Source organism: Streptomyces sp. NPDC005898 (assembly GCF_040629635.1).
In the GTDB taxonomy this organism is placed as follows: Bacteria; Actinomycetota; Actinomycetes; order Streptomycetales; family Streptomycetaceae; genus Streptomyces.
In genome coordinates this window covers 122,348-141,374 of sequence record NZ_JBEXWC010000010.1, presented here as the reverse complement: position 1 = coordinate 141,374, position 19,027 = coordinate 122,348, and the positions used below count along the sequence as shown (strand labels likewise).

General features: G+C 71.3%; 18 protein-coding genes. 7 read left to right on the top strand and 11 right to left on the bottom strand.

Annotated elements, in window-relative coordinates; translation table 11 throughout:
• The first annotated feature begins 50 nt into the window (after positions 1–50).
• The 3 genes from ABZ385_RS16170 (at position 51) to ABZ385_RS16160 (ending at position 3,712) form a co-directional block, all read left to right on the top strand.
• On the top strand, positions 51–1,001 hold the full coding sequence (locus ABZ385_RS16170; RefSeq protein ID WP_358587292.1) for a hypothetical protein: 951 nt from the start codon (positions 51–53) through the stop codon (positions 999–1,001).
• Between the two features lie 213 nt (positions 1,002–1,214).
• Complete coding sequence (locus ABZ385_RS16165) at positions 1,215–2,423, top strand: helix-turn-helix domain-containing protein (RefSeq protein ID WP_358587290.1); 1,209 nt, start codon at positions 1,215–1,217, stop codon at positions 2,421–2,423.
• Between the two features lie 47 nt (positions 2,424–2,470).
• Positions 2,471–3,712, top strand: coding sequence for a glycosyltransferase (locus tag ABZ385_RS16160; RefSeq protein ID WP_358911833.1), 1,242 nt, complete (start codon positions 2,471–2,473; stop codon positions 3,710–3,712).
• An 86-nt stretch (positions 3,713–3,798) separates the two neighbouring features.
• Here the strand turns inward: ABZ385_RS16160 and ABZ385_RS16155 are convergent, their stop codons facing one another.
• Both ABZ385_RS16155 and ABZ385_RS16150 read right to left on the bottom strand, forming a co-directional pair.
• Positions 3,799–4,158 (bottom strand): hypothetical protein, encoded by a 360-nt coding sequence (locus ABZ385_RS16155; protein ID WP_358911831.1) that lies wholly within the window; start codon positions 4,156–4,158, stop codon positions 3,799–3,801.
• 119 nt (positions 4,159–4,277) lie between these two features.
• The gene (locus tag ABZ385_RS16150; RefSeq protein ID WP_358911829.1) at positions 4,278–5,207 is read right to left on the bottom strand and encodes a DUF6531 domain-containing protein; all 930 of its coding nucleotides are present in this window, start codon (positions 5,205–5,207) and stop codon (positions 4,278–4,280) included.
• A 342-nt stretch (positions 5,208–5,549) separates the two neighbouring features.
• Between ABZ385_RS16150 and ABZ385_RS16145 the strand changes: the two genes are divergently transcribed.
• Together ABZ385_RS16145 and ABZ385_RS16140 are read left to right on the top strand one after the other, a co-directional pair.
• Positions 5,550–7,769, top strand: coding sequence for a helix-turn-helix transcriptional regulator (locus ABZ385_RS16145; RefSeq protein WP_358911827.1), 2,220 nt, complete (start codon positions 5,550–5,552; stop codon positions 7,767–7,769).
• 6 nt (positions 7,770–7,775) lie between these two features.
• On the top strand, positions 7,776–8,333 hold the full coding sequence (locus tag ABZ385_RS16140) for an XRE family transcriptional regulator (RefSeq protein WP_358585777.1): 558 nt from the start codon (positions 7,776–7,778) through the stop codon (positions 8,331–8,333).
• A gap of 43 nt (positions 8,334–8,376) precedes the next feature.
• Here the strand turns inward: ABZ385_RS16140 and ABZ385_RS16135 are convergent, their stop codons facing one another.
• Positions 8,377–9,828 (bottom strand): serine hydrolase domain-containing protein, encoded by a 1,452-nt coding sequence (locus ABZ385_RS16135; protein WP_358911826.1) that lies wholly within the window; start codon positions 9,826–9,828, stop codon positions 8,377–8,379.
• Between the two features lie 211 nt (positions 9,829–10,039).
• Here ABZ385_RS16135 and ABZ385_RS16130 point away from each other — a divergent pair, with 211 nt between their 5' ends.
• Positions 10,040–10,777, top strand: a complete 738-nt coding sequence (locus ABZ385_RS16130) for a TetR/AcrR family transcriptional regulator (RefSeq protein ID WP_358911824.1) — start codon at positions 10,040–10,042, stop codon at positions 10,775–10,777.
• A 95-nt stretch (positions 10,778–10,872) separates the two neighbouring features.
• Here ABZ385_RS16130 and ABZ385_RS16125 read toward each other — a convergent pair whose 3' ends face one another.
• Together ABZ385_RS16125 and ABZ385_RS16120 are read right to left on the bottom strand one after the other, a co-directional pair.
• On the bottom strand, positions 10,873–11,967 hold the full coding sequence (locus ABZ385_RS16125) for a hypothetical protein (RefSeq protein WP_358911822.1): 1,095 nt from the start codon (positions 11,965–11,967) through the stop codon (positions 10,873–10,875).
• Positions 11,968–12,105: 138 nt separating this feature from the next.
• Positions 12,106–12,303: a hypothetical protein gene (locus ABZ385_RS16120; RefSeq protein ID WP_358697816.1), complete on the bottom strand. Its 198-nt coding sequence runs from the start codon at positions 12,301–12,303 to the stop codon at positions 12,106–12,108.
• 177 nt (positions 12,304–12,480) lie between these two features.
• On the opposite strand from ABZ385_RS16120, the gene ABZ385_RS16115 reads away from it, so the two are divergent.
• A complete protein-coding gene (locus tag ABZ385_RS16115) occupies positions 12,481–13,086 on the top strand; it encodes a dihydrofolate reductase family protein (protein ID WP_358585788.1) in 606 nt (201 codons plus the stop codon).
• A gap of 15 nt (positions 13,087–13,101) precedes the next feature.
• On the opposite strand, the gene ABZ385_RS16110 is transcribed toward ABZ385_RS16115, so the two are convergent.
• From ABZ385_RS16110 to ABZ385_RS16085, 6 genes are read right to left on the bottom strand one after another with little or no spacing between them, the layout of a single operon-like run.
• Complete coding sequence (locus ABZ385_RS16110; RefSeq protein WP_358911820.1) at positions 13,102–14,220, bottom strand: HAD-IIIC family phosphatase; 1,119 nt, start codon at positions 14,218–14,220, stop codon at positions 13,102–13,104.
• A gap of 5 nt (positions 14,221–14,225) precedes the next feature.
• Entirely contained in the window at positions 14,226–15,203 is a 978-nt protein-coding gene (locus tag ABZ385_RS16105; RefSeq protein ID WP_358585791.1) for a 3-oxoacyl-[acyl-carrier-protein] synthase III C-terminal domain-containing protein, read from the bottom strand.
• Positions 15,200–16,300, bottom strand: a complete 1,101-nt coding sequence (locus ABZ385_RS16100; RefSeq protein ID WP_358585792.1) for an acyl-CoA dehydrogenase family protein — start codon at positions 16,298–16,300, stop codon at positions 15,200–15,202. The genes ABZ385_RS16105 and ABZ385_RS16100 overlap by 4 nt, the downstream gene beginning before the upstream one ends.
• Positions 16,293–16,574 carry an acyl carrier protein gene (locus ABZ385_RS16095; RefSeq protein WP_127911399.1) on the bottom strand — a complete coding sequence of 94 codons (282 nt, stop codon included), beginning with the start codon at positions 16,572–16,574 and terminating at the stop codon, positions 16,293–16,295. Before ABZ385_RS16095 ends, ABZ385_RS16100 begins: the two co-directional genes overlap by 8 nt.
• A 14-nt stretch (positions 16,575–16,588) precedes the next feature.
• Complete coding sequence (locus ABZ385_RS16090) at positions 16,589–17,254, bottom strand: class I SAM-dependent methyltransferase (protein ID WP_358585794.1); 666 nt, start codon at positions 17,252–17,254, stop codon at positions 16,589–16,591.
• Positions 17,254–18,117, bottom strand: coding sequence for a 3-hydroxyacyl-CoA dehydrogenase family protein (locus ABZ385_RS16085; protein ID WP_358911818.1), 864 nt, complete (start codon positions 18,115–18,117; stop codon positions 17,254–17,256). Before ABZ385_RS16085 ends, ABZ385_RS16090 begins: the two co-directional genes overlap by 1 nt.
• Positions 18,118–19,027 lie beyond the last annotated feature (910 nt).

Genomic DNA, 19,027 nt, shown 5'->3' with positions numbered 1-19,027 from the left:
CCCTGACTGCGTGATCCCCGCCCCCGCAACTCCCCGACCCGAAAGGCCACATGATGCGGATCTCCCTCGGCGCCAGAGTCGCCACCACCGCCACGGCGCTCGGCACCGCGCTCGGTGTCCTCTCCTCCATGGGCACCGCCACCGCGGCCGCCGCCGTACCGAACGGTGAGTGGGCGCCCTTCACCCGCTGCCCCGTGGACGCCCCGGCGATGCTCGCCGCCGACGGCCTGGACCGCACCCCGCAGTGCGTGGTCTCCACCTCGCCCAACGGCTCCATCAAACTGGGCAGGACCACCGTGCCCACGGGAAAGACCAACCTCCAGATGGGTGTCGTCCAGAACTCCGACGGCACCAGCACCGTGGTGGCCCCGCCCGGCGGCGCCCTCGTGGCCGACCCGGCGACCGTCCCCGGAGGGCTGCTGGGACTGATGTGCCCGAGCGACATCCCCGTGATCACGGCCATCTGCGTGCAGCTCGACAACAGCTCCCTCAACAAGATCACGGCAACGGTGGAGTCCGTCGGCGCCCCCTACGACTTCGACCAGACCGCCGGCATCGTCACTGACAAGCCGATCGTCGCCCTCCCGGTCCGCATCCACCTGGAGAACCCCTTCCTCGGCAGCAAGTGCTACATCGGCACCGCCGCCAAGCCCATCGTCCTGCGTCCAAAGAACCTCCAGTTCCCCGAGTTCGGCATGTCGTTCTTCCACGGTGACGGCACCGTCGCCGAGGACGGCGAGATGAGCCGCGTCAACCTCACAGGCGCCCAGCAGAACGACAGCACCTTCGCCGTGCCCGGCGCCGACGGCTGCGGTCTCGGCCTGCTCGGGCTGGTCGACGCGGCGGTCAACGCCAAGACCGGGCTGCCCTCCGCCGCCGGAAAGAACAGCGTGACGCTCAACAACACCCAGACCCACCTCGCCGGCCTGAACGCCCCCGGTACCTTCGCCCCCGACGCCGGCAAGCGCCTCGCGAAGAACTGGCACTCCGCCGTCGACTAATGGCCGGGCGACGGCGATTCTCAGTCGTCCCGGCAACCATGTCCCGCCCCACCGCACCGATGTGTGCACGAACTGTGTACGTCCCACCGAACTTGATTTAGCTTCAACAGCCCAGACACACGTCTCCTCAAGTCCGGTCGCGTGCCCCTCCCGCGAAGGAGCGGAGCACACGACCGGTGCACCGTGGGCACCGAAGAGCAAGGGACGGCACTCATGCCTTCAACCACGCGACCACCCGAAGTCGGTGAGCCGCTGGAACCCCTCCCCAAGGAATTCGCGGCCTTCATGAGACCGGAGTTACCCGGCCTCATGAAGGAGATCGGCGCCGAGGTCACCCGCGCCTACCCCGTGTACGGCCGGCTCCTCAACGGCCCCAACGCGGAACCCATCCGCCAGGGCCTGGAACAGGCCCTGTACGCGTTCGTGGACCGCGTCGCCGACCCCGGCAAGAACGCCGTGCTCCGCGACCAGCTGCTGCGCAAGTTCGGCCGGGTGGAAGCCTACGAGGGGCGCGCGCTGGAGACCCTGCAGGGGGCCTACCGGCTCGGGGCCCGCATCGCACTGCGCCGCGCCAAGGCGCTGGGCCGCCAGTACCGGCTCTCCCCCTCCCTCATCCTCGCCTTCGCCGACGCGCTGTTCGCCTACGTCGACGAACTGGAGCAGATCTCCCGCGAGGGCTACGCCGAGGTGCAGTCCCGGGCCTTCTCCGAGGTGCCGGCGCGGCGCCGACGGCTGCTCCACCTCATCCTCGCCGCCCCTCCGCTGCCCCAAGCGCTCCCCGGGCTCTGCGAGAGCGCTGCCTGGCAGCTGCCCGCCGACGTCACCATGATCGCGCTGCGCCCCCCGGTCCCCGTACACCTGGAGGCGGGGCTGGCCGACGACATCCTCTTCGACCTGGACGTCCCGCAGCCGCACCTGCTGGTGCCCGGCCCCCTCACCCCGGAGCGCCTGGCGATGCTCGACGCGACCCTGGAAGGAGCGCACGCGGTGGTCGGGCCGACCCTGCCGCCGGCCCAGGCCGCCGACTCCATCCGCTGGGCCCGCCGCATGCTTCACCTGATCGACGAAGGCGTCGTGGCCGATGCCCCCCTGGTCCGCTGCGACGACCATCTGGTGACGCTGTGGCTGCTGTCGGACCCGGCCCTCGTGACCCACCTGGCGGCCGCGGAGCTGGCCCCGCTCGAACATGTGCCGGCCAGTCGCCGTGACCGGCTCGTGGAGACCCTGCGCGTGCACGTCTCGACACGTGCGCCGGCGGAGCAGGTCGGCGAGATGTTGGGCGTGCACGCCCAGACCGTCCGCTACCGCCTGCGGAACCTGGACGTCCTGCTGGGCGAGCGCCTCACCGACCCCGACCACCGCTTCGCCCTGGAGGCCGCCCTGCGCGCCGTGCACCTGCTCTCCCGCAACGCCGAGAAGTAGCGGGCGGGCCATCGGCCGCGGCCCGCTCGGGCTGACATAGTGCTGTCATGCGCGTACTGATCGTCACGGCGGGGAGTTGGGGCGATGTTGCCCCGTACACCGGCTTGGGGGTGCGGCTGCGGGCTGCGGGGCACGACGTGGTGCTCGCCACCCATGAACGGTTCCGGCCGGGGGTGGCGGTCCACGGGCTCGGGTTCCGGCCCCTGCCCGTGGACCCGCGCGCGGAACTGGCCTCCGCGGGCGGGCAGGGCCTGGCCAGGGCGATCAGCGCGCCCGTGGCGATCGCGCGGCTGATGCGGATGGCGAAGGCGTTCATGCCGAGGCTCGCGGCGGGCGTGCACGACGCCGTGCGGCAGGGCGCCGACGTGCTGGTGAGTTCCACGGTCACCGACCCGATGTGCGCGGCGCTGGGCGAGGGGCTGCGGCTGCCGAACCTGAGCGCCTACCTGCAGCCGATCCAGCCCACGGCGGCCTTCACGCCCCTGGTCGTCGGGGCCCGTTCGTTCGGCTCGTACGGCAACCGCCTGAGCGCCCAGGCCCTCTGGGCGGCCACCGATCGGATGTTCGCCCCGGCCGTCCGTGACCTGCGGCGCGAACTCGGGCTGCCGCGCGGCGGGTTCGCCGGGCCGCTGGGCCTGCCGCGCGGGCGCGGCGTCCTGCACGGCTTCAGCCCCCAGGTCGTCCCACGCCCCGGGGACTGGCCCGAGGGACATCGGGTCTGCGGGTACTGGTGGCCCGAGACCCCACCCGGCTGGCAGCCCGAGCCCCGGCTGCTGGACTTCCTCTCCGCGGGCCCGCCGCCCGTCTTCGCGGGCTTCGGCAGCTTCGTCGCCGCGGACGCCGAACGGCTGAGCACCCTGGTCGCCGAGGCGATGCGCCGGGCCAAGGTGCGCGGGGTCCTCCAGGCGGGCTGGAGCGGCCTGCACGCCGAAAGCGACGACCTGATCACCGTGGGGGAGGTCCCGCACACCTGGCTGTTCCCCCGGACCGCCGCCGTCGTCCATCACGCCGGCGCCGGCACCACCGCGGCAGGCATCCGCGCCGGTGTGCCCGCCGTGCCCGTCCCGGTGCAACTGGATCAGCATTTCTGGGCCGCGCGCCTGCACGGCCTCGGTGTCTCCCCGCGCCCGCTGCGCTACCAACGCCTGACCGCACGGCGTTTGTCCGACGCGATCACCAGCGCCGTCCGCGACCCCGCGCTGCGCGGCCGCGCCCGGCGCCTGGCCGCGTCCATCGCCGAGGAGGACGGCGCGCAGGAGGTTCTCGACGCGGTCGAGCGGCTCGGGTGACGATGCGCGCCGCGCTCCGGCTCACCGCGCCGGTCTCCCGCCGGGAAGCAACCGCACACAAGCACGCCCTCCCAAGCCGTGCAGGGTCAGCCGATGTAGGTCCATGACCAGAGCGCTGAACCGGTGACCACCGGACACGCCACAACCCCCGTCAGCAGGAGGCGACTCGCCCATGACAGACGGCGGACGCCGGGAGCGAACACCAGGGCGCCCAGGAGCGCGGCACCACCGGCGACGATCGCCACGTACCGGAGGACGAAGGTACCGGCGTCCGTGCCCTGCGCCGTTCCCCAGAGGGCGGCCAGGCCCACGAGCAGCGCGATCCAGGCCAGCGATGCCAGAGCGAGCGCCCACAGCACGCCTGCCACCACGAGGAGACCCCGGTGTCCGGAGCGTGGTGCGGGTCGGGTGGGGCCGTACAAGCGCGCGTAGGTGCCGGGGTTCATCGTCGATTCCTTCCACGTCGGTGGGCACGATCCTCGCCCGCCCGCCACGCTGTGGCATGGGCGCGGATACTCACCGGCGTCGTGGCCCGTACTCAGTCGGCGCAGTCCCACTGCTGACGTCAGGGTCTCGCGGCCGCCCCGGCACCGAGGGACCGTCCGGGGGATTCGTCGGCGGGCCTACTTGCCATGTCGTCGGCGGTCCCGACGGACGTACGCGGTGAGCAGGGGCGATGAAGAAGATCGCGGCTGCGGCCGCGAGCCACATGTGCCAGGGCTCGCCTGTTCTTGTCGGTGACCTTGGTCAGCGTGCCGTGCTCGTCGTAGGTGTCCTTCGAGCCGGACTTCCAGTTGGTGAGCGTGTAGGTGCCGTCGGTGTTCTTCTTCAGCTCCTTCGAGTAGCCCTTGGGGGTGATGAAGGAGCCGTCGGTGGCCTTCTTGAACCGCAAGGTGTCACCGGAGGCGTCGTAGAGGACCACCTCGTCACTGAGGACCTGGAGGTAGCGCTCGTACTGCTGCCACCAGCGCTGGGAGACCTTGCCCCACGGCGCTTCCAGCGAGTTGTAGGTGCGGGCCAAGGTCAGCTGCTGGCCGACGCCGGCGACGGAGAAGTCGGTGGCCGCCAGCATCAGGTTGCCGGTGGAGAAGTTGATCCGGGCCGTCAGCGCGTCCGTGATGGCGAAGTCACTGATCTTGTGCCACGGCACATCACCCTGGCCCTGGGGCACAAGAGCGGGAATCTCCTGCTGGAGGGAGCGCGCCGTACTGCCCTCGGCGCGCTTCTTCTGCTGGGCCCGCCAGGCGGCCACCCGGCGCGAGGGCGCACGTTCGGCTTTCGGCGCGACGGGCTTGTTCGAACCGACCTTCACCGCGGGCATCGAGAACGACGGGGCGTCCTTGCCCCACGCCGAACCCGGCTCATCGGCGGCCACCGCGGCCGTGGCAGGCAGCAGGGAGAGGGTCAGGGCGCCGGTGGCCAGAGCGGCGGCGGTGGCGAGGCTGGTTCTATTCCGGGCACGCGAAACACGCGCACCGACGGTGCGTTGTGACAAGGATTTCCCCCACAGGAAGACACGTCTCGCCAACCCCAGTGGTCACGAGAGGCCCACAACCTGTCACAGGACCTCCACAATCGGTCCCTCGCTTCCCGCGAACACATGTACTACACGGGAGGGAACCGGCCGCTTCTGTCAGCGGCAGAATCCCTACGAAAGCCGCTGTTCAGCTTCGACTTCGTGCCGTTCCTGCCCTCTGCTCGTTCAGAACATGGCCGACATTGATCGCGTCGGTCACAGGCAGAACCGGAGCGCTGGGGCGGGGTGAGCGATCCACGTTAAATCCAATGCTGGTTTCAGCGTGCGCTGAGGATAGGGTGCGGTGTGGAGGTGAGCTCTGTGCCTACTGAGGACGAGCTGTTCAGCGCCGTGGACGCGCTGCTGGAGGAGGTCGCGCAGGACGACCTTCCGTCGCCGGAAGAGCGCAAGCGTCTGCGGGAAGCCGCCGGGATAAGCCAGGAACAGATCGCCAAGGCCCTCAAGAGCCGGCGGGAGACCGTCGGGAACTGGGAATCGGGGGTCACCGAGCCCCGGCCGCCGAAGCGGGCCGCCTACGCCCGGCTCCTGGAAGGCCTCGCCCAACGCTTCCCCGCCCAGGGCGACAACACGCCCGCCGCAGTTGGGGCGTCGGCGGACCCTGCCCCGGTGGTCCCGGAGGCGTTCACCGACCCGGGGGCCGGACCAGAGCCGACGCCCCCGGCGCTCCCCGCCACCCCGCCGGCGCGCCCGGCGCCAAGCCGCTCCGCCAAGCCGGCGACCGCGTCGTCACGGCGCCCGGGTGCGCAGTCGGCGGTGGCGAAGAAGACCACGACGGCCGCCCCCGCCGACCCCCGCTTCGAGAACGGGCCGCTCGCCGTGATCGACTGCGAGGAGGGGCAGGTGTCGGCGTACTGCGTCGGCGGCCTGGTCCTGGACGTGCCCGCCAAGTCCCTCCCGGCGCTGGTCGACTGGACGCTGGCCGAGGCGAGGCTCGGGCAGGCCCGGCTGCACCGCAACGGCCGTGACGCCGACCCGATCCTCGTCCTGACCGCGTCCGCCCTGGAGCGCTACGGCCTGCCCGCCGACCTGTCGGAGCAGGAGCGGCGCCACGGACGGCTCGCGGACAGCCACAAGGTGGTCAAGCAGATCGCCAGGGCCGGCCTCCAGCTCACGCAGCGCGGACTCGGGCCGTGGGCCCGCGTCTTCCGCGAGCCCGAGGGGTCGCAGCGGCGCTGCGTCCAGCTGTGCGTCCTGCCGTGGAACGCGCTGGACACCCGGGAGTGGGGCAGGAGGGACGACCCGCGGCTGCTGCTGACGATGCACCCGGCCGACCTCGCCCGCTACCTCGGCCTGTACGCGGCGCGGGTGATGACACCGCGCGGCAGCACCGCGACGACCGGCCTTGAGCTGATGGTCGCGCTGCGCCCGCCGACCCGGGCGGAGAAGGACCCGGCCACCGGCGAGTTCAAGCGGGCCTTCAACGACGACGCCCTCACCGCCCGCTACGACGTGGTGGAGTGCGAGGTCCCCGACGAACACCCGGTGCTCCGGGGCAGGTTCGCCCGGCACCATCTGCGCACCCCTGCGGAGATGCTGATGGAGGAGCCCTACGACTGGTGCCGGCCGCTGACCGACGAGGAGTGCGCGAACCAGTTCCTGGTCGCCATCGACATCAACATGTCGTTCGCCGCCGCCGCGAACGGGCTCACCGTCGGGCTCGACGGGCCGACCCACCTGAAGGACAACCCGGCGTTCGACGCGTCGCTGCCCGGCTCGTGGCTGGTCGACCTCTCCCACGTCGACCTGTCCCGCGTCCCCGTGAACGGACGGACCGTCGACGGGGACCGCCTCCCCAGCCCGTTCACGCCCAAGGGCGACCGGCCCGAGGGACCGGCCTGGTACGCCACCCCGAGCGTCGCCTACGCGGTGGAGCTGGGTTACGAAGTGGCGCCGATCGAGGCGTACGTCCGTACGCGGACGGGCCGCTATCTGGACGCCTGGTACAAGCGGCTGCGCGACGCCTACATCGAGACCATGGCGGACATGGGCGTCACTGGCGGCCTGGGGGGCGAGGAGTTCCTTGCGGCGATGGCGCGGCGCAAGCAGGTCGATCCGACGATGGCGTTGCTGGAGACCGCGATCAAGGCGACGGCGAAGGGCGGCATCGGCAAGCTCCGGCAGCGCAGCCGGGGCCAGGTGCCGTACTACGAGGAGTACCCGGCGCTCAAGCGGGAGACGTGGCGGCCCGACATCCGGGCCGCCGTGCTGGCCAATCAGCGGGTGGGCCTGCACCGCAAGCTGATGAAGACGGCGGCCGCCGCCGACCTCTACCCGGTCGCGATCGGCACCGACGCGATCGTCTACCCCTCGCCCGGTCCGACGCCGCTGGACATCCTGCCGCTCACCCCCGAGGGCAAGCCGGCGCCGGGCACGTTCCGGCTGGGGGTCTCGCCCGGGATGGTCAAGCACCAGGGCACCCAGACCGTCCTGTGGGCGGAGCAGCAGTACGAGGAACACGGCGGGGTGTTCAACATCGCCAATCTCGTCAAGACCGACCAGAGCGCCGGAGAAGGGGAGTAGCAGGTGATGGCCGACTCCGTCGGGGACAGTCTGGACCGCGCGCTGGAGTCGGCGTTCACCCGCCGCATCCCCCAGAGCGCCCAGGCGCAGATGAAGTACCTCGTCAAGCAGCTCAAGGGCACCAAGGCCGCCGCCCGGACGCTCGGCATCTCCCAGCGCACGGTCGAGCGGTACGTCGCGGGCAAGCTCAAGCGGCCCCGCCAGGAGCTGCGCGCCCGCCTGGAACGCGAGGTCAAGAAGCGTTGGCAGCCGCAGATCCGCGCGAAGGCCAGGAAGAAGGCGGCGACCACGGACGGCCTGGTGCTCTCCACCCGTGCCCGCTTCGGCTTCGAGGCCGCCGCTGGCACGACCGACGACGCCCGGATCCGCGACATCACCCAGGCCCTGCCGCCCCAGTGGGCCGACCGCCTCTTCACCGCCCGCGAGCAGGGCGCGAGCGAACGGCAGCTCCAGCAGATCGCCGCCGACGGCCTCGCGCAGATGTACTTCCGCGCGAACGACTCCCGGGCCCAGGGGCTCGGCGTGGAGTTCAGCGACGTGGAGCAGCTCGACATCGAGCTGTGACCCTGGCGGCACCTGACCCGCACCGCCACGCGGCGCGCGGACGTCAGGCGACCTTCGGGGCCGCCCGCATGCCGATGTACACGCACGCCGTGCCGTCGGCCAGGGTGGCGAAGACGACCGGCATCCAGTCGGCGCTGTAGGCGCCGCTGCCGGGCCCGGCGAAGACCGTCGGGGAGACCGGGGTGAGGTCCATCTCCAGCGGCGGCGAGAAGTCCTTCATGCCGTCGACGAACGCGTACACCAGGTGGGCCGTGCCGCCCTGCTCGGTGACGGTGATCTCGACGCCCTCGCGCTTGTACGTGCCGCACAGCGGAGCGAGGTCCACCACGGGCGGCTCGGCGGGCGGCGCGAAGGGGGTGGGCATGCGCACCCCGGCGAGCTCGCCGAGCAGCTCGTCGAAGAGGTCCGCGTAGAGCTGGCGGGCGTCGCCGCCGTTGGTGAGCAGGACGAGCGCGACGCCCGCCGAGGGCACCACGCGCAGGAAGCCGTACTGGCCGATGGAGGCGCCGTCGTGCCCGAAGCCCGGGATGCCCGACCAGTCGTACAGCGTCCATCCGAGGCCCCAGCCGTCGGCGCTGACCGTCCACTTGTCGGGGACGTCCACCTCGCGCTGCCGCATCGCGGCGACGCCGCGCGGGCTCAGTACCTGGACGCCTTCGGGGCTCTTGCCGTCCTCCAGGTGCATCCTGGCCAGCCGGGCCACGTCGCCGGCGGTGGCGAGCACCCGGCCGTAGGGGCCGGCGGAGCGCGGCATGAGGTCCCACGCCGGGGCGGGGGTGGGTTCCTCGCCCAGCTCCCCCAGGTGACCCATCGCGGTGCGGTGGGCGAGCGCCTCCTCGGGGAGCGTCATCGTGTGCGTGAGGCCGAGCGGGGCCAGGAGCCGTTCCTTGAGCGCCTCGTCCCAGGTCCGGCCCGTGAGGACCTCGACGATACGGCCGAGCACGTTGTAGCCGAGGCTGCTGTAGGAGACGGCGGTGCCGGGCGGGCAGTCGAGGCCCACGTCCTTGGCGGCCTCCACATAGCGGGCCAGGCAGTCGTCGCCCCGGCCCGAGTCGTAGGTGAAGTCGCAGGTGAGTCCGCTGGTGTGGGAGAGCAGTTGCCGCGTGGTGATGGTACGGGTGGCCTCCTCGTCGGCGACGACGAAGTCCGGCAGCACGTCCCGTACCGGGGCGTCGAGGTCGAGCGCGCCCGAGTCCACGAGCTGCATGATCAGGGTGGCGGTGTAGATCTTGGCGAGGGAACCGAGCTGGAACACCGAGTCGGGGGTCGCGTCCACTCCGGTGCCGAGGTGCAGGACGCCGCTCGCCAGTTCCTGGACGTCCCCGTCGACGAGGACGGCCAGCGTGGCCCCCGGGACGTGGTGGGCGATGCGGAGCTGGTCAAGCCGCGCCTGCCAGTGACCCAGGTACAGCTTGCGGCCCTCGGAGTCCCGGGTCCCCCAGTCGCCCTTGGCCGACCAGGTGCCCTGCGCGTCCCAGCTCAGGTTCTTCGGCATGACTGCTCCCTCGGTGTGCGAATGACGTTCTCCCGTTGCGAACACTGTACGCATAGGGGTGCGGCGTTCTCAATAGTGGGGGCTGTATGCGGGCGCTTCCGGAGTGCGCGGCCCGCGCGGTGCAGGGTTACGCGCGGTGCGTACGGCGTACCCCTTTGCGTACGTCATGAGCTAGGGTGAGGGGAAAACGAGAAGAAGGGCGTGGACCCGCATGCAGCAGGCCGGCCAGCAGCCGATCCCCTCCGTCTGGACCCGCCCGCGCCGTCGGCGGGAACCGCTGACCCGCGAGCGCATCGTGGCAGAAGCCGTGCAGCTGCTGGACGCCGAAGGAATCGAAGCGCTCAGCATGCGCGGCCTCGGCAACCGGCTGAACGCCGGGGCCACCTCGCTCTACCGCCACGTGGCCAACCGCGACGAGCTCATCGAGCTGGTCGTCGACGAGGTCTACGGCGAACTGCGCATCCCGGCCGCCGGGGATGAGACCGAGTGGCGGGCCGCCGCCGTGGACGCCGCCCACAGCCTGCGGGCCATGGCGCTGCGCCACCCCTGGGTCGCCTCCGTGCTCGGTCAGGTCGGCCTGTCCCACCTCGGCCCCAACGCGATGCGGATGGCGGACCAACTGCTCGCCCTCTTCGAGACCGCCGGCTTCCCCTCGCACGAGACCGACCGGGCCATGAGCACTCTCGTCTCCTACGTCATCGGCATGGCCACCTCCGAGGCCGCGTACCTGTCGATGATCGCCCGCAGCGGCAGCACCGAGCGGGAGTGGGTGGAGAGCCTGCGCCCGGCCCTCGAAGAAGCCACCCGCGAACACCCGCGCCTGGCGGAAGGCCACGCGGCCCAGCGGGACAAGGACCCCGCGAAGGTGCGCGACGAGAACTTCGACTACGGACTCCAGTGCACCCTCGACGGGCTGACGGCCCGCCTCGCCCACAACAGGTCCGCCTGACGCTCCGCGCCCCTACGGCGGACCGGCCCCTCCGCATCGCCGCTTGTGATGTCGACCATCTCGATGCCGTGGTCGACGCCGAAGCGGGGCGCCCGCTAGGACCGCGTCGCCCTCGCGCACTCGTCCTCGGAGGACCGGACCCGCCCGACCGGCGCGCTGCGGTCGTACGGGTCGACCTCCGCACCGGACTCGTCCGCCCGGCGGTCCTTGCCGAAGGGCGGGACCAAGTAGCCCGTGGGGGCACCGCAGCCGCCGTTGCTCATGTCGTACTTGTACGAGACGATCGAGAACGTGCCCGGCTCGGTGCTGACCTTGGCAGGGTCGTCCCAGCTCAGGACCAGCTCGCGCCGGACGATCGTGCGCACGATCTCGTCCTCGCCACCCGCCTTCGCGCGCATCACCGGGTAGACGAAGGTGACGTCGGCGGTCACCTGGAGCGCGCCGCGCTCACCCTCCCGGTAAGTGAGTCGGCCCCGGGTCTTCACGACGTCACCGACCAGCTGGGTGCGGGAGGGCTGGAAGCGACTGAACAGGAAGAGGGGGTCGCTCTTCTCGCTCGGGGTTCGGAAAGCGGTTCTCAGAAGGCGCTGCACGTCCTTTTGGCGCGGGTTGATCAGTGAGATCGCCTTCTCGGGGCGCTCGCCCCGCAACACCCCGCGGTCCAGGCCCGACGCGACGAGGAAGTCCCGGCTGCGGGCGAGGGCCCGCTCGACCTCGGCCGCGCTCATCCAGCCCACCGCCTCGGCCTTCGGCACGCTGATCCCCGCCGCTCCACTCGCCCAGCGCGCCGCCGGTGAACCGCGGAACGGCTCCCGCAGCGTGGGGCGCCGGGCCGCCTCCGCCGGGGGCGCCTCGGTCGGGCGGGCGGTCTCGGCCGCCACCTGCGGGGAGTCAGCGCCGGCGAACAGGTCCACTGTCCGTCCCGGCGCGAGCGCCACCACCAGCACCACCAGCGACCCCACCAGCCCGGCCACGTACCAGCCAGTGCGCCGCTCGGGCCGAGCGGGCGCATGGGTGCGCCAGCCCTCCAGGTCGCGGCTGGGCTCAGCGCGCAGCCGCTTCGCCACGTCACGGGCCCGCGACGACGGCTCCTTGGGCGCGTCGGCCACCCCCGCCACCGACTCCCGCAGGAACCGCTCCCACTCCTCGTCGGACCTCGACGAGCCGTCCGGCTCCGTACCCGCGCCCATCCCCAACCCCCCTGACCATGCGTAGACCACGACCCACTCCTCGGGGACGCGTCCGCATGATGACACGGAGCGCGGACAACAAAGCCGGGCGGGTGACCGCGCCTTGCGCGCAGAGGGCTGACCTTTCCCGGGCTGTCCTTACAGGCGTGCCTCGCGCTCCACCTTGCGTCGGTAGATGTCACGCGTCGCGGAGGTGACGATCCCGGCGACGAAGGCGGCCGGGCTGCCATAGAGCAAAGGAGGACCCACATCGGTCATCCAGTCCCCGATGGCGAGACACGTGACAACGTCGATGTAGCAGAAGAGAAACAGTGCCCCTGCCCCGAGCTTCGTCATCGGCCCCCCTCTGATCACAGCTCTCTCGCTTGCAGCATGCCCGGCCCGTTACCGCCCGACACCGTCCAGGGCGGCCCGCGGAGGACCACGCGGTCACGGCGGCCGCGTCCGCCGCGACCGATGAGTTCGTGGTTCCCGACCGGTCCACGTATGTGAAACCCAGGAAAGGACACCGTCATGTCTGAGCTTCTCGTCGACTTCATCACCTCCCTCGACGGCTACGCGTCGGGAGAGGGGTGGCCCGGCTTCTGGGGCCTCGAAGGCCCGGAGTACCTCGCATGGCTCAGTGAGCAGCCCGAGGCCACCTACCTGATGGGATCGAACACCTACCGCCTGATGTCCGGCTTCGCCGCGGGCGGGGTCCCGAACGGACAGGACGAGTTCAGGCCCGAGGAAGAGGCGTCCGTCGACGGACTCACGCGCGCGTCCAAGGTGGTGTTCTCCTCCTCGCTCAAGGAGCCACTGACCTGGGCCAACTCCACGCTCGTCCGCGACGACGCCGTCGAGGCGGTCCGCGCGATGAAGTCGAGCGGACCGGGGCTCCTCAGCACCATCGGCAGCCTCAGCCTGTGCCGGTCCCTGCTGCGAGCCGGACTCGTCGACCGCTTCCGGGTCGTGCTGTTCCCGGTGATCACCGGGGCCACGGGCCAGGAACGCATCTACGACGGGTATCCGGACGTCGCCCTCGACATGACCGAGCACCGCACCTTCGACGGCCGTATCCAACTGGTCGAGTACAGGCCCCGCGTACTCGACCACCCGCCGCTCGGCGCCCCTGCGTGACGCGGGCCCCCTACGTCATCGCGCGTGCGCCCACGGGAGCAGCTCGGGCGAGTCTCCGAACAGACGTGGGGCTCGTACGTCCAGATGCGCGGGGGCGTCCTGCCTGGCCGGTTCGAGGGCGAGCGTCTGTACACCGTCCTGCTCCGCCGCGACGGCGTCGTCGGTGTGCTCGCGGAAGCCCGCGAAACGGTAGGCCACCTCCATCATGCGGTTGCGTTCGGTGCGCCGGAACCCGGCGGTCAGCAGGACCCCGGCACGGGCGGCCTCGTCGGAGAGCCAGCGCAGCAGCGCCGCCCCCACGCCGAAGGACACCACGCGGCAGGAGGTCGCGAGCAGCTTGATGTGCCAGGAATCAGGGCGCCGCTCCAGCAGGATCACGCCGATCGCGCCGTGCGGGCCGAAGCGGTCGACGAGCGAGGCGACGAGCACCTCGTGCTCCTCGTCGGCCATCAGGGCGCGCAGGGCCTGATCGGAGTAGTGCACGCCCGTCGCGTTCATCTGGCTGGTGCGCAGGGTCAGCTCCTCGACCCGGGAGATCGCCTCGTCGCCGGCCCGCTCGATGCGCAGCTCCAGGCCGAGCGAGCGCAGGAACTCCTCGTCGGTGCCCGTGTGCTCGGTGCGCTCGGCCTCCCGCCGGACACCGGCCTGGTACATCTGCCGCCGCCTGCGGGCGTCGCCGGTGACGACGGCCGGGGTGAACTCGGGGCGGCCGGGCAGGCCGAGGGCCTCCTCCGCCGGATAGCAGCGCACCTCGGGCAGGTGGAACTCGACCTCGGCGCGCTCGGCGGGCTGGTCGTCGATGAAGGCGATCGTCGACAGCGCGAAGTTCAGCTCCTCGGCGATGGCCCGTACGGAGGCCGACTTGGCGCCCCAGTTGATGTGCGGCAGCACGAAGTACTCCGCGACGCCCAGCTTCTCCAGGCGCGCCCAGGCGTGGTCGTGGTCGTTGCGGCTCGCGACGGCCTGGAGGACGCCGCGCGAGTCCAGTTCGGTGATCACCTCGCGCAGGCCCTCGTGGAGCACGACCTCGCCGTCCTCCACGAGCGTGCCGCGCCACAGGGTGTTGTCCAGGTCCCAGACCAGGCATTTGATCGTCGGCCGCGCCTCGTTCGGCTGCCGCGCTTCGGTCGTCACCGGCTTCACACCTCCCACAACGTCACCGTCCACGCGGCGACCGGACTGTTGCTCAGGACGAGGACATGGCCCCCGGGGCCGACCTCACCGGAGGCGAGGAGGCGGTCCAGGTTCAGGACCACGTCCATCGGGCCGAGATGGCCCAGCTCCGCCAGGTGGGTGGCGCAGACGGGGTGGATCTGGAGCCCCAGCGTGGCCTTGTAGAAGTCGAAGGCGCTGGAGGTGACGTTCTGCATCAGGGTGGCGGCCACGTCGTCCTTGCCGATCCCCGCGTCCGCGAGCACCTGGTCGACGAGCCTGCCGAGCCTGGTGCGGCTGTGCATGGCCAGCTCGAAGGAGTAGCGGTCGTTGTCGTCGCACACCTCGCGCCACTGCGACCAGGGGCTGTTCTTGTACTCGACCTTGAACAGGTCGTGGAAGGAGCTGTCCGCCTCCATGCGGTGCGCCTTGAGCAGCGGCCGGCCGCCGCGCACCAGCGTCATGGCGAACGCCCCGTCCCCGATCACCGTGACGGGGCGGCGCACCCGGTCGGCGGCGGTGGGCCGGCTGCCGTAGGTGAGCAGGACGCTCCGCCGGGACGGGTCGCCGTTGAGCAGGTCCCTGCCGAGCGCCCAGGCCGCCGACGAGCCGGCGCAGCCCAGACCGTCGACGGTGAAGGGGAAAATGCCGGTGAGCCCCGCGAGATGGGCGATCTTGCCCGCGTCCGAGCCGATCAGCACGTCCGGTGCGCGGGAACCGATGTGCAGCATCAGGTCGGGGTCGCCGGGGTGCGCGGCGAACAGTTCCCGGCAGGCCCGCGCGGCGAGTTCGGTCGGCTCGGTGTCGGGGAAGACACCGACCGACTTGATGCCGGCCTGCCCGGCGAACCGCAGTTCCTCTTCGGTCAGCCTGGCCAGCTCGGGCAGGTCCTCGACGGCCACGCGCTCCTCGGGCAGCAGGCAGTGGATCGCGCCTATTCCTATGTCTTCGCCGGCCGTCGTCATGCCACACCCTCCAGCGCGCGCTCGGCGAGGATCAGCTGGCAGATCTCGTCGCTGCCCTCGATGATCTGCATCAGCTTGGCGTCCCGGTAGGCCCGGGCCACCGGTTCGCCGTCCACCGACCCCGCCGAGGCGAGTACCTGCACCGCGGTGGCGGCGGCGTGTGCCGCGTGTCCAGCGGCGACGTGCTTGGCGAGCACCGCCTCGCCCGACAGCTCGGGGGAGCCGCTGTCCCAGCGGTCGGAGGCGTGCTCGCACACCCGGGTGGCGGTCTGCTCGGCGACGAGCAGCTCCGACAGGTGCCGGGCGACGAGCTGGTGCTCGGCCAGCGGCTTGCCGAACTGCTCGCGGCGGCGGGCGTGGGAGGCGGCGGCCCGCAGGCAGCCGCGGATGATGCCGACGCACCCCCACGCCACCGAGAGGCGGCCGTAGGTGAGGGCGAGGGTGGTCAGCAGGCCGAGCGACTGGCTCGTGCCCGAGAGCACACGGGACGCGGGCAGGCGTACGCCGTCGAGGACCACGTCCGCGTGGCCCGCGGCGCGGCAGCCGAGGGGCTGGGCGACGGGGTGCACCGTGACACCCGGGGTGTCGGTGGGGACGACGACGGCCGCCGCGCCCTCCTGGTAGCGGCCGAAGACGACGACCACGTCGGCGTAGGCGGCGGCGGTCGACCAGACCTTGTGCCCGTTCAGGACCACCTCGTCGCCGTCGTCCGCGATCGTGGTGGCGATCGCGGAGAGGTCGCTGCCGGCCTGCGGTTCGCTGAACGCCACGGCCGCCAGCGAGCCCGAGGTGAGCCGGGGGAGCTCCGCCGAGCGCTGGCGGCGGGTGCCGAAGCGCTGGATGGTCCAGGCGGCCATGCCCTGGGAGGTCATCACCGACCGCAACGAACTGCACAACGCCCCCGCGTGTGCCGTCAGTTCACCGTTCGCCCGGCCCGTCAGACCGTGACCGCCGTACTCGGCGGGCACCTCGGCGCACAGCGCGCCCTTGGCGCCGAGCCCGCGCAGCACCTCCGGGGGGATCGCCCCCGCCAGGTCCCACTCCGCGGCCCGGTCGGCGATCTCCGCACCGATCAGGGCCGCGAGTTCGTCACTCACCGGAGCCCGCTTCGGCGAGCCGGAGCACCAGGTCCGTCATGGCGTTGACCGTACGGAAGTTGTCGATGCGCAGGTCGGGGCCCTCGACGGCGATGCCGAAGGTCTTCTCGACGTGGACCACCAGCTCCATGGCGAACAGGGAGGAGACCCCGCCGGTCGCGAAGAGGTCGGTGTCCGCCGCCCAGTCGGTCTTGGTGCGCTCCTCCAGGAACCGCCGCAGCTCGGTCCTGACGTGCTCCGCCGACAGGGGAGGGGTGGTGGTGGGCTCGCTCATCTCCGTGCTTCCTCTCAGGGCTTCTTGTGGACGAGGGTCAGGCCGTCGGCGACGGCGAGCATGGAGATGTCCACGCGCTCGTCGTCCCGCAGCAGGGCGTTGAGTTCACGGATGGCCAGGGTGTCCGGGTCCTGTGCGGCGGGGTCGACGACCTTGCCGAAGAAGAGGGTGTTGTCCAGGACGAGCAGCCCGCCGGGGCGCACCAGGGTGAGCGCCTGCTCGTAGTAGCGGACGTAGTTGGCCTTGTCGGCGTCGAGGAAGGCCAGGTCGAAGCCGCCGGGGCCGTGCTGCGCACGCAGGTCGTCGAGTGTCCGCGCCGCGTCGCCGAGCCGCAGGTCGATCAGTTCCCCGACCCCGGCCCGCTCCCAGTAGCGCCGGGCGACGGCGGTCCAGCGTTCGCTGATGTCGCAGGTGACGACCTTGCCGCCGGGCGGCAGGGCGCGCGCCATGCACAGGCTGCTGTAACCGGTGAAGGTGCCCACCTCCAGGACGCGGCGCGCCCCGGTGACCCGTACCAGGAGGGCGAGGAGCTGGGCCTCCTCCGGCAGGACCAGCATCGCCTGGAGCATGGGCATGCCCGCGGTCTCGGCGCGCAGCTCGCGCAGCACGTCGTCGTCGCGCAGCGACATCTGCCGTACGTAGTCGAGAAGCGTCTCGTCGACGGCGAGCTGACCGGCCATCAGGAAAGCACTCCCGTATAGGTGTAGAAGCCCTTGCCGCTCTTGCGGCCGTGCTCGCCCGCGGCGACCTTCCGCAGCAGCAGCTCGCACGGGCGGCAGCCTTCGTCGCCGGTGCGCTCGTGCAGTACCCGCAGGGAGTCCACGAGGTTGTCGATGCCGATCAGGTCGGCGGTGCGCAGCGGCCCGGTGCGGTGGCCGAGGCAGTCCTGCATCAGGGTGTCCACGTCCTCGGCGCTCGCCCGGCCCTCCTGCACGACGCGGGCCGCGTCGTTGATCATGCGGTGCAGTACGCGGCTGGTCACGAAGCCGGGGCCGTCGCCGACGAACACGCCGCGCCGACCGAGCGCGGTGAGGAGCCGCCCGACCGAATCCGCGGCCCGGGGCGAGGTGCGCGAGCCGCGGATCACCTCGACGGTGCGGATCAGATACGAGGGGTTCATGAAGTGGACGCCGAGCAGGGCCTCGGGGCGCGGGAGCTTCGTGGCCAGTTCGTCCACCGGGATGGAGGAGGTGTTCGTGATCAGCGCGGTGTCCTGACCGACCGTGTGGCTCACCTCGGTCAGTGCCGCGATCTTCAGGCCGGCGTCCTCGGTGATCGCCTCGATCACCACGTCCGCGTCCGCGCAGTCGGCCGCAGAGGCACCCGTGACCAGTTCGGCGCGGGGCTTCCCGGAGCGGACGCCCATGAGCTGTGCGGTGCGCAGTTCGCGCTCGATCCTGGCCGGGGCGTCCGCCCGCTTCGCCGGATCGGTCTCCACCAGCACCACCGGGACGCCGTGTTCGAGGGCGAGTGTGGTGATGCTGACCCCCATCACGCCGGCGCCGAGAACGGCCAGCCGCGGGGTGGGATCTTCCTCTGTCACCGCGTACCTCCCCATGCCAGGCGGTTGACATACATGAATGGTTCGCTCGGGAAGCGGGTATGGGCGTCCGTCCGGCACGCGCAGAACGCGCGAAGATATCGCCGTGTGGCGCCAGCACGTGTGGCGCCAGCACGGCGGAATTCTTCATTCCGGAAACTCGGGTACCGGTCGGCGAGACGCTCGAAGGGTCGCAATGCGACGCCGCGTTCCTTCCCCTCGATCCGACGCCGCACGACCGTAGCATGATTGTTCCACGGTGGCGCCAGGGGCCAATGGCTCCTGAATCCCCGGGACTCCGCCGTGAATGCCGGACGGCCTGCGGCTTCTCTCTTTTTTGCGGCTTCTTCATTCTTCGGTGAATATGTCGGGGGCAGGTGGGGAATAGGTTTCCCGGTTCGGTCCGCACGCCTCGCCGCGGCGCGGATCGTCCGTCTGCCGACGCGCGTGAGGGGGAGGGGAGTGTGCGGCAGAGGCCTGCGGCAAAAGCGGTCCAAGTCCCCGCAGTTGGGCGCAATCGGACGGATCGGCGGGCGGGCGCGCGCTACGGACGGTGGGCGCACCGACCGGGCCGGGTCACCCCGGGTCGGCCGGGTCGCGATGCGGTTCCTGTCCGGAAACCATCGCCCGGAAGGCCCCGGGACACGACGGAACGGAAGCCTCCGGAGACGTGGTTCTCGCTGGCCAACGAGGGTTCGGAACGGTTTAGTTGAATAGCTGATCAGGTGCGGGTGCATAAATGATCACGTGGTTGCCGCTTCTGGATATCAAGTGTTAGATTTCAGTTGACCGATGAAGCTGACGGGGGGTCGAGCGCTGGGCATGCCTACGGACAGTGATGCAAGTGGAGTCGACGGCCGCCGCCTCGCACTTCGCCCGGTCAGTCTCGTGACAATTGGTCCGGACAATCCCA